At 65.2% G+C, this 10,306-nt stretch carries 6 protein-coding genes; 1 reads left to right on the top strand and 5 read right to left on the bottom strand.

Annotated features, from left to right (window positions below; genetic code table 11):
- Positions 1-203 precede the first annotated feature (203 nt).
- From P0086_RS25120 to P0086_RS25105, 4 genes are all read right to left on the bottom strand, one after another.
- The gene (locus tag P0086_RS25120; protein ID WP_112612027.1) at positions 204-1,544 is read right to left on the bottom strand and encodes an HlyD family type I secretion periplasmic adaptor subunit; all 1,341 of its coding nucleotides are present in this window, start codon (positions 1,542-1,544) and stop codon (positions 204-206) included.
- A 10-nt stretch (positions 1,545-1,554) separates the two neighbouring features.
- Positions 1,555-4,107 carry a type I secretion system permease/ATPase gene (locus P0086_RS25115; protein WP_275790818.1) on the bottom strand — a complete coding sequence of 851 codons (2,553 nt, stop codon included), beginning with the start codon at positions 4,105-4,107 and terminating at the stop codon, positions 1,555-1,557.
- A gap of 12 nt (positions 4,108-4,119) precedes the next feature.
- Positions 4,120-6,144, bottom strand: a complete 2,025-nt coding sequence (locus tag P0086_RS25110) for a hypothetical protein (RefSeq protein ID WP_275790817.1) — start codon at positions 6,142-6,144, stop codon at positions 4,120-4,122.
- Between the two features lie 184 nt (positions 6,145-6,328).
- A complete protein-coding gene (locus P0086_RS25105; protein WP_275790816.1) occupies positions 6,329-8,044 on the bottom strand; it encodes a hypothetical protein in 1,716 nt (571 codons plus the stop codon).
- Positions 8,045-8,699: 655 nt separating this feature from the next.
- Between P0086_RS25105 and P0086_RS25100 the strand changes: the two genes are divergently transcribed.
- Entirely contained in the window at positions 8,700-9,182 is a 483-nt protein-coding gene (locus P0086_RS25100; protein WP_112600427.1) for a hypothetical protein, read from the top strand.
- Between the two features lie 142 nt (positions 9,183-9,324).
- Here the strand turns inward: P0086_RS25100 and P0086_RS25095 are convergent.
- Positions 9,325-10,306, bottom strand: a 982-nt coding sequence (locus tag P0086_RS25095) for a M10 family metallopeptidase C-terminal domain-containing protein (RefSeq protein WP_275790815.1), incomplete at its 5' end; no start/stop codon positions are given.

The raw sequence follows: 10,306 nt of genomic DNA, 5'->3' as shown, positions 1-10,306 counted from the left end.
TCCCAAGACCAGCAACTCCAACACAAAGCTTCCTCCGCATACGCGTCGAGGAGCTTTTTGCGTCTTAGGGCGAGCGCCGCGGCCGGCGCCTCGCAAGTCCCCTGAAGCATCGTGGAAGCAGGAGGGCGCTGCAGCTTGCGTGAAGCGCCGCGCCGGGCCGCCGCCTGCGAAAGTCTTAAGCGATGCGATGCGGGCGTCGACCGTCACCGCTCGGTGAAGGCCCTCGACATGCTGTCGGTGATCGGCTTGACGATGTAGCTGAAGAAGGTGCGCTTCTCCGTCTGGATCATCACCTCCGCGGGCATACCGGGCGTCGGGTGGAAGCCCTTGACCTTCGCAAGCTCCTCCGGGGGGAGCCTGACCCGCGCCAGATAGACGTCATGGGCCGGCATGCCCGGCTTGCTGTCCTCCAGCGCGTCGGCGGAGACGTAGAACAGGTCGCCGTGCAGCACCGGGGTCGTGCGCTGGTTGAGCGCCACCAGCCGGACCGTGGCCGTCTGCCCGACCGACACGCTGTCGATGTTGTTGCGCGGGATCTGCGCCTCGATGATCAACGGCACGCCGGCCGGCAGGATCTCCATGATCCCCTTGCCGCTCTCGATGACGCCGCCGGCGGTATGGTAGTGGGTGCGCACGACCGTGCCGGAGACCGGCGCATTGATCGTGACGCGACGCAGCACGTTCTCGGCCTGGCGCGACTGCTCGCGCACCGTATCGAGTTCGCCCTGGATCGCCTGCAGCCGGTCGAGCGCGTCCTCACGATAGGACTGTTCGGTGCTGCTGATCTCCTGCCGGCCCTTGACGATCTGCGCCTGTGTCTCGGCGACTTCCGCCTCGAGCCTGCCGATCTGTCCCTCTGCGTCGGCCATCGCCCGCTGGATGGCCTTCAGCTCGGTCTCGCGGATCAGGGCCTTGGCGAGCAGCTTCTTCTTGCTTTCCTGCTCTTCCCGCAGCAGCGCCAGTTGCTGGATGATCGACAGCCGCTGGCGGGCATAGCCTTCGCTGCGGAACTCCAGCGCCTTGATGTTCTGGCGCAGCAGCGACAATTCGTTCGACTGCTTCAGGCGCAGGGCCTTGAAGTTCAGCTGCTGGTTCATCAGGATCGAGGAGACGTCCGGGTCGTTGCGGTGCTTTTCCGCCAGCTCGGAGATCTCCATGTGCTCGTCGCCCTCGAACAGGGACGTCAGGCGGGCGGCGGTCGCCTCCAGCCGGATGCGGCGCAGGAACAGTTCGCGCTCCTTTGCGAGCGCCGCGGTCTCATCCAGCCGCACCAGCGGCTGGCCCTCCACCACCTCGTCGCCCTCGCTGACGAGCAGTTCCTTGATGATGCCGCCCTCATAGTGCTGGACGACCTTGTTGCGGCCGGTCGCGACGAAGCTGCCCTGGGCGATCACCGCCGCGGCGAGCGGCGCCGTGAAGGCCCAGGCCCCGAAGCCGCCGAAGGTGGCGCCGAGCAGGATGAGGCCGGCCGTCATCTGCTTTCGGATCGACCGGGGAACCTCCGAGTACCATTCGATGTCGTGAATTTTCGCTATGTCGGACATCGCGCCGCTCCTACTGCAACTGATGGCCAAACGAGCCGTTGTCGATCTGGATGCCGCGCGACTCCAGGGCCTTGAGCACGTCCTGCCGCATGCCGAACAGCGCCACGGTGCCGTTCACCAAGAGCAGGACCTTGTCGACATGGCTGAGCAGCGCCGGTCGCTGGGTGATCGTGATCATGGTGATCTTGTGTTCCTTGGCGTGCTGCAAGGCGCGCATCAGGGCGGCGTCACCGGCGCTGTCGAGGTTGGAATTGGGCTCGTCGAGCACGACCATGCGCGGATCGCCGAAGAAGGCGCGGGCCAGCGCGATGCGCTGCTTCTGCCCGCCGGACAGCGGCGATCCGTCGGCTGCGACGATCGTCTCGTAGCCGTGCGGCAGTGCTGCGATCATCTCGTGCACGTCGGCGAGCATCGCCGCCTTGTAGATCTGCTCGTCGGTCGCGTCCTGGCGCATGCGGGCGATGTTGGCCTTGATCGTGCCGGGGAAGAGCTGCACGTCCTGCGGGAGATAGCCGATGTTCTGGCCGAACTGCCGCTGGTCCCAGTTGCGGATGTCCATCAGGTCGAGGCGGACATTGCCCGATGTCGGCAGGATCGAGCCGACCAGCATCTTGCCGAGCGTCGTCTTCCCGGCGCCGGAATTGCCGATGACGGCAAGCGAATCCCCCGGCTGCAAGGCAAAGGAGATACCGTTCAGCACGACGCGCTTGGTCCCTCCGGGCACGTAGAGCAACCGCTCCACATCCAGGCGGCCTTCCGGTCGGGGCAGGTTCAGCCGTTCGAAATTGAGCGGCGAAGCCTTCAGCAGGCTCGTAATCCGGCCATAGGCGGCACGCGACTGGCTATACTGGCTCCACCCCTCGATGGCGCCTTCGATCGGCGCCAGCGCACGCCCGGCGATGATCGACGACGCGATCACCATGCCGCCGGTCATTTCGCCGTTGATCGCCAGGTGGGCGCCCCATCCCAGCATCGCCACCTGCGCCAACAGGCGGATCCCCTTCGAGAGGGCGCTGATGGCGATGTTGCGATCCTGGGCGACGACCTGTGCCTTCAGGGAGGCAGCCGTGTCCTTGCCCCAGATCTGCACAGCCTCGGGGATCATCGCGAGCGCGTTGATCACCTGCGAGTTCCGCGACATCGATTCGAGATGGAGGTTGGCCTTCACCTGCGACGTGTTCGCCTCGGCGAAGGGGGCGGCCGTCAGGCGCTGGTTGACGAGCGTGAGGATGAGAAGAAGAAGGGCCGTGGCGATGACGATCGATCCGAGATGCGGATGGACGAGGAAGACGGCCAAGACGAACAGCGGCGCGAGCGGGGCATCGAGGAACGACAGCAACGTCCTGGAGACGAGAAACGAGCGCACCTGCTGGAGATCGCCGAGGGTCTGGTATTCGCGGCCGTTGCTGTTGAGCGACGCGGTTGCGGCGGCGCTGAGAATGGGCGCGCCCAGCTGCACCGCCACCTCCACGGCCGTGCGCATCAGGATGAAGCGCCGGATGGCGTCAAAGATCGCCTGCAACAGGATGGCCCCGACGATCACGATCGTCAGCATGATCAGGGTGTCGAGCGAGCGGCTGGTCAGCACCCGGTCGGAGATCTGGAACAGATAGATGGGGACGGCCAGCACCAGCACGTTGGTGGCGAGCGTGAAGATCATGACGGCGGCGAGATTGATCCTGACGGCGTTGACCCCCGCCCGGAGGCTGGCGGAAAAATCCACCGGTCCGAGCCGCTTGTGGAAAGTGCCGCCGCCCGAGCCGGAGCCCTTGCCGCCGCCGCCGGAAAGGGACTTGTTGCCGGGCCCTTCCCCGGCTTTTATCGGACCGGTGTCGCCTTCGATCGTCACCAGGCCCTCCGGCCCTTTGGCGAAGGTCGGCTCGCGCTTGGCCGTCTCCGGCTTGGCTTCGCCAAAAAGGGCGCGTGTCCGCTCGCTGTTCGGCGCGACCGCCGGCTTGTCCCGCTTGGGCGCCTGCGCGACCGGCTCCACCACCGCCTGCGCGACCGGCTGGGGAACGACGTCCAGGACGACCTTCTCGGCGACAGCCGGCTCGATGATGGCCGGCCCGGCGATGGAAGGAGACGAGCCGGCGCCGCCGGGCTGGGGGGCGGGAACGGGTTCGGACGGGATGGAGGCCTCGGCAGCCTTGATCGGACGGGCAGCCTTCTCCGGCTGCGGCACGCCGCGCGGACCCATTCCCGGGGTCCGTTCGGGGCTGCCCGGCTTGGCCGCACCGTGCGCGTCCGGTCGCCGCGGATTGTCGTGGGACGGTCCGGGAAGGACCGTGGCCAGACGCCGTGGCCCGGCAGGCTGTTCGTTCTCCGGAGAGACGATTTGCCCGGAAACGATTCGTGGGCCCGGCTTGCTTGCCGGGTCGGCCTCGGCGCGATGCGCCGACGTCATGGCGACAGCCGAATCCGGCCCCTCGACAGCGGCGGCCTGGCACTGCAGCACGGCATTCTGGAACCGTGCATAGGCCTCGTCGAAGGTCGGCTCTGCGTTTTCCGAGGGCAGACCATGCGCGTGGTTGCCGTCGGCAACCCTCTTGCGGTTGTCAGACATCCGCCCCTCCCGTCAATGACCGAGTACGTGTTGCAGCCCGTCGTCCGTGGGCCCGTCATTGGCCGACGGGACGTAGACGCCGTGTGCCGCCTGCTGGTCGGCCTCGGCCATCGGGTTGTCGAGGAATGCGATTGCCTCGTTGACCAGCATGTTCGGATCCTGGCCGCCGAGGCGGTCGGGCTCGCACGAGATCAGCTCGGCCTGGATGAGCGTCTCCTGGGAGTATTTCTCGCCGCCGACATAGGTCTTGCCGAAGGAATCCAGGTTCACGATCGCGGCGTTGTTGATCAGTGCGTTGCCGCCGGTCGAGACGGTCCAGTCGCTGTCGAGATGCGGCTTGAGCTCGTCCATGGCCAGCGCGACCTGGTCGCAATCCCCGAGCACGCTGGTCTGCTTGATGTATTGCAGATTGATGATGTCTCCTTCGATGTAGAGCACGTTCAGGCCGGCCAGCCCGGCAAAGGCCTCGTCGGTCAGCACGCCCTTCGAAATCGTGTTCTTGCCGTCGGCGAGATCCTCGGCGGTTTCCCGATAGGCATCGGGCAGGACCGAGAAGCGATCCGCGCCGCCGATGTTGTGGATCGCCGCCTCGTTCCACAGCAGGTTGCCCGACGTGGAGGCCGTGCCGGTCCCCTTCGTCTGGAAGCCGTTCACGCTGCCGACCAGATCGTCGTCGAAGAGGATGTTGGTCTGCTGGATGATGCTGGCGTCGTAGATCGAGCCGCCGATGATGATGAGATCGTAAGAGAAGCCGAGGTCGAAGACGGACGACTGGTTGACGCCGGTATTGCCGCCGCTGATGACGTTCGTCGTCACGCCGGACGACGACAGGATCCCGACGTCGTTGTCGGTCTTGAAGATGAACTGCTCGAGCCAGTTGACCATCAACAGGTCGCCTTCGATCTTCGTCACGGCCCAGAAATCGGGGAATCCACCTTCTGTCGCATTCGCCTTGCCGTCGTCGTCGGTCAGGTCGGTCCGGCCGAACGAGGCAATGTTCAAGACGTCGTTGACCGCGGCGTCGCTGGCCCAGTCGCCGATGTCGGATCCGATCTTGTCCGCGTCCCAGATCGCGTTCGTCTGGATGATCGCGTTGAGTTCGATGTGGTTGCCGACGACCGCGGTCACGGTGCCGGCGGTCCAGAAGTTCTTCACGATGGCCTCGTTGACCAGCGTGTTGTCGCCTGCGGTCAGGGTCACGGAGGCCTCGACCACGATCGAGCCGTCCTCGCCGACCGTTGCGTTGCCTGTCCATTCGAGCGTTCCGTTACCGTCCGTCTCGTCTTCCTCGTCCGGTTTCTCGAACGCGTGGTAGTCCGCAAGCTTCGGCAATTCCTCCACCAGTTCGCCGTTGACGAAAATGCCCTCGATGCCCTCGCCCTGCTGGACGACGATCTCGAACTCGCTGCCGTTTCCCGCGGCGAAGCCTTCGAGGCGGGCGGAGATCGTGTTGACGGTTTCGATCATCTCCGCGCTCGATCCCGGGCGTTCCATCCCGCCGATCGGCGACAGCGCATAGGCCGCTTCGGCCGCGTCGAGCAACGCGTCGGTGTCGACGACCTCGGGCGAGAAGGAGAGACCATGCCCGCCGACGCTGAAATCATCATTGTCGGACAGACCGATCGCCTGGGTGATGTAGGTGACGACGGAGCCAGGCGGTTGCAGTTCCGGCTGGACGGCCGCGGCGGCGCCCGAGGCGACCCCATCCTGGATCCTGACCATCGGCGTTACGGAGAACTCCGGAAAGTCGGGCACCATCGGCGGCGGGGGCGGAAGCATGTTGGGAAAGCGGTGCGGGTCCCCGTCCATCGGGCCAGGCCCGGGCGAACGGTAGGGCACGCCGGGATCGAAGCCGAGAAATTCAAAGGGTGCCTCAAACGGCACGTCGTCGGGCGCCTGCTCATCGGGCTCCGGATCGGCGGGCTTGCGGGCGTCGAACTCCTCATAGGCGTGCCTGAGAAGGGCCTGCTCGGCATTCATCTGAAGCATGCCGATGAAATGGGCGATCTCCTCGGTGATCTTGTCCATGGTGATCATGACGCGATACTCCCCCGACGCTGGCATTTGCAGAAGACTGTGAGAGCGGTCCAGTGGAGCAGCTCGGGAGCGCTCCGACTGACAACCAGGAAAGTGCTCTACCCGAAGTGAACTGCGCAGCGCCTGCTGCGCAGTTCGAACGCCGGTGGCCTCGCTCGACATGGAGCGAGACCACCGCGTGACGTCATGCGTCGTCGTCTTCGCCGATGACGGTGTTGCTGAGATTGCCGCCGACCACGGTCATGTCGACCGCGTTCTGCTGCAGGTTGGCACCCATGACGATTTCCTGGTTGAAGGCGCTGATGCTGATCGCTGCATCGGCCGAAGCGGAGCTCGTGCCGGTGACATAGCCGTCATCGCCGTTGTTGGAGCCCCAGTAGCCGCCATCGCCACCGGCGCCGCCATCGCCATTGGTTGCCGTTCCGCCGGCGCCGCCGGCGCCACCGGCTCCGCCATAGGCCCAGCCGCCGTAGCCGTCGCCGCCGGTGCCGTCAGCCCATGCGCCGCTGAGGGCATGGCCGCCCGTGCCGCCTTCGGCCCATGCGCCACCGCCGGTGCCTGCGCCGCCGGTTGCGTCGCCGCTCGTGGCAGCACCGCCGACACCGTATCCGCCGGCTGCGCCGTCACCACCGGCGCCCGCGCCGTTGCCGGCGCCATAGCCGAGACCGATGCCTGCGCCGAGTGCGCCGCCGCCGTCTCCGCCGTTGCCGGCATCGGTTGCGGACCCGCCGCTTCCGCCTGCACCGCCTGCACCTGCGCCGCCGCCGGCACCGCCTGCGCCGCCGCCACCGCCGTTGCTGGCGTTGTCGACGTCGCCGCCGTTGCTGTCGACGAAGACCGGATCGATCAGGCCGAGGGCAACGCCGACTGCGGTACCGCCGTCACCGGCCGTCGAGGATGCGCCGTCGCCGCCGTCGCCGGCATCGCCGCCATCGGCATCGCCGCCGTCGCCGCCTTCATCGCCGTCGCCGGCCTTGTTGTCGCCGCCCTCTTCACCGTCGCCGGCAAATGCCAGCCCGGCACCGAGGCCGAGACCGAGACCGAGGCCGAGGCCGAGGCCTGCGCCACCGTCGCCGCCCTTGCCGCCGTCGCCCTTGCCGCCGTCAGCGTAGCCGCTGGTGGCGTCGCCACCTTCGCCCTTGCCGCCGTCGGCCTCACCGCCTTCGCCCTTGCCGCCGGCTGCGATGCTGGCTGCGAAGCCGCCTTCACCCTTGCCACCGGCTGCGAAGCCGCCGAGCGCGCCGCCACCGTCGCCGCCCTTGCCGCCTTCAGCGTCGGCGTCATCGCCGCCGTCGCCGCCGGTGCCGCCGGCCTTGATGCCTTCTTCGGCTTCGGCCTTGCCGCCTTCAGCCGTCAGGTTGAAGTTCACCGGACCGTTGTTCGATACCTGGGCGTTGTCGAGGTCGTCGTTGTCCTGGAGATTGGCGACCTGGTTGAAGACGTTGGCAACGTCGTTGCCGGCGCCGGTCAGCGCGCCGTTCAGCATGTCGTCGAACTTGATGTTGAACATCCCGTCGATCGAGTTGTGACCCTTCATGTCGATGTCGGCGAAGTCGTTGTCGTCAGGCCGATGGTGCTTGCCCGACGCTGCTGCGACATCCACGTTGACGGCCACGTCCACGGTCGTCGTGCTTTCGTTGATGTTCTTGTTGAGGTTGGCGTTTCCGTTCAGGTTCAGGTTGCCGTTGCCATTGAGGTTCAGGTTACCGTTGCCGTTACCGTTGCCATTCCCGTTTTCGTTGCTGTTCGAGTTGGTCGAGTCGCTCGACTGGGTCTGGTCCTGGCTCGAGGCCTGTTCCTGCTGCTGCTGTTCCTGCTGCTGCTGCTGTTGTTGCTGCTGCTGTTCCTGCGACGGATCCACGTAGTCCCAATTGTTGTTGTTCCGGCTCTTGCTAGACATAGCTGTACCCTCTGTTGCTGGGCCGCTACGGCTTGACCGCCATTCATCTTCCTAGGGTCTTGACCGAGCGGGGGTTGAACATGAGTTGCTGTCAACTGGCCTGTGCCCGGACGCCGTCGTCTCGGCGTTCCCGGGTCGCTCCAATCCGTTTGTTGGATTGTGTTACCTCCCTTCTGAACTCAGGGTGCGGCGGACGAAGGCCACTCCGGGCCTTGGCCATTTCCGCTTGCAGACCCGCCGAACGCGCTCGCGTTTCGTCGACCCGACCCAAGCCAGGTTGTAATTGTCGCGCCAACTTGCGCGCTTAATAAGCTGGCATTTTGAGCTAGGGGGAGGGTATTTGTGCGCCTATGTGTATGAGCCTGAGGACGTGCTACCACCTTTGGTGCAAGTCTGTGTACGTGAGCGTACTCAGTTCGCGTAGTATAAACGAATAGTTGTTTCGCTATATTTAATCTACTTGCTGCTCAACCTGTAGATATTGTCCCTATTTGGGGCAACCTGTGGGACACTAGCATGATCTGATATGGCTTTGAAAGCTTTACTTGTTTAGCAGCCGGCAGGAGTATGATTTCCGGAACCGCGGCGTCCCCCGAGCCGGATCGAGTGCTTTCGATGGCCGACCGGAAAAGATGCGCGGGCTTGGAGATATGGCATGCCGAAGTTGCAGGATATTCTGCTGCTGGTTGGGCAGCTCAACTACACATGGACGAACACGGAAAGCTTGCTGATCCACATGATTGCCGGCCTTGCGAAGGTGGACAAGGAAACGGCCATCGTCATCTTTCTCACCCTGAACACGACGCGTGCGCGGATCGATCTGGTCGAGCGGCTGACGAAGATGCAGAAGACGCCGGCCGAGTGCCGCAATGACGTGCTCGAGGCGACGCGGCGGCTCACCGAACAGGCAAAGCTGCGCAACAAGTACAATCACTGCATCTACTCCTTCGATCCCGACAGCGGGCAGGGCCTGACGCAGCTCATGCGCATTTTCGACAGCAAGGACGAAGTGAAGTACGGGAAGGTGGAAGCGCTCGACGACCAGGAAGTCGTCCGTATCAAGGAGTGCATCGCCTCGCTGGTCGCAATCAACCGCATGCTGTGGGAGATCACCGACAGGTACGGCTTTCCCAGATAGGAGCCGGCGGCGCGGGGCGGCACGGAATGGAAGCGTGTCGCCGGGGAGCGGCTATGGCAGTTGCGGCGGCCGAGAGGCCGCCGCAACCTGATTTGCGTCGATGTTTTCCCGGCCGCGCCGAACAGCGCGGCCCGGGGCGTCCTTAGAGGATGAAGTCGCTTGCTGCGAGCTTGACGAGCCCCTGCAGCTGGAGTTCGAAATCGTGGACGCCATCGCCGTTCGTGTCGGCCTGGATGACGGTCTTGTCGTTCGACGTTCCGGAGCGGTCTTCGAGGTGCCAGGCCAATGCGCCCTTGGCGCGATCGAACAGGGCATTCTCCGCCGCGATGAAGTGGAACGTGCCGTTGCCGGATGCGGACCCGTTCGCATCGATGACCGAAAGGTCGATCTTGTCCTGACCCTTCTGGAAATCGGTGATCACGTCGCGGCTCGATCCGGAACCCGTCTCGTTCGGGGCCTTGAAGGTGAAGACATCCGCACCGGTGCCACCCTTCATGGTGTCCTTGCCGGTTCCACCGTTGATGGTGTCGTTGCCGGCGCCGCCGTCGATGCTGTCGCTTCCGGCCTTCCCGTTGATGGTCTCCTTGCTCGCGGTGCCGACCAGCCTGTCGTTGCCGCTCGTGCCGTCGATCACCTTGTCACCCGGGGTGGGGGTCGGCGTCGGGGTCGGAGTGGGCTCCGGCGTCGGCGTGGGCTCAGGCGTGGGCTCCGGTGTCGGGGTCGGGGTCGGCGTGGGCTCCGGCGTCGGCGTGACGGTCCCGTCACCGGGCTCGGGTGCACCGTTGCGCGGATACTCGATGTTGCCGGAGACGACCGGGTTCGAGTTCTCGATGTTGTAGTAGCCGTAACCACCCTTCTCGATGTGGTTGTTGGTGATCGAGACGCCGGTGATCGGACCGCCGCTGGCGCGACCGTCGACATAGACCGGGTAGCCGGAATCGCCGAGCAGCAGGTTGCCGGTGACCTTGACGTTGGAGATCGGACCGAAGTCGTTCTTGATGAAGACGTCGGAGGTGTCGCGGCCGACGATGGTGTTGCCTTCGATCAGCACGCCGTTCTGGCCACCCTGGACCGAGATGCCGTCATAGTGCGGGTCGGAACCGGCCGCCTGAAGGTCGTGGACG

Source organism: Mycoplana sp. MJR14, assembly GCF_029210525.1.
Lineage (GTDB): Bacteria > Pseudomonadota > Alphaproteobacteria > Rhizobiales > Rhizobiaceae > Mycoplana.
Note: the sequence above shows the minus strand (reverse complement) of the source record. Positions and strands in the feature narration are given on the sequence as shown.

Excerpts from the sequence above, each read along its gene's own strand:
- P0086_RS25100 (WP_112600427.1), top strand. The coding sequence starts at position 8,700 with ATGCCGAAGTTGCAGGATATTCTGCTGCTGGTTGGGCAGCTCAACTAC.
- P0086_RS25105 (WP_275790816.1), bottom strand. The coding sequence starts at position 8,044 with ATGTCTAGCAAGAGCCGGAACAACAACAATTGGGACTACGTGGATCCG.
- P0086_RS25120 (WP_112612027.1), bottom strand. The coding sequence starts at position 1,544 with ATGTCCGACATAGCGAAAATTCACGACATCGAATGGTACTCGGAGGTT.
- P0086_RS25110 (WP_275790817.1), bottom strand. The coding sequence starts at position 6,144 with ATGATCACCATGGACAAGATCACCGAGGAGATCGCCCATTTCATCGGC.
- P0086_RS25115 (WP_275790818.1), bottom strand. The coding sequence starts at position 4,107 with ATGTCTGACAACCGCAAGAGGGTTGCCGACGGCAACCACGCGCATGGT.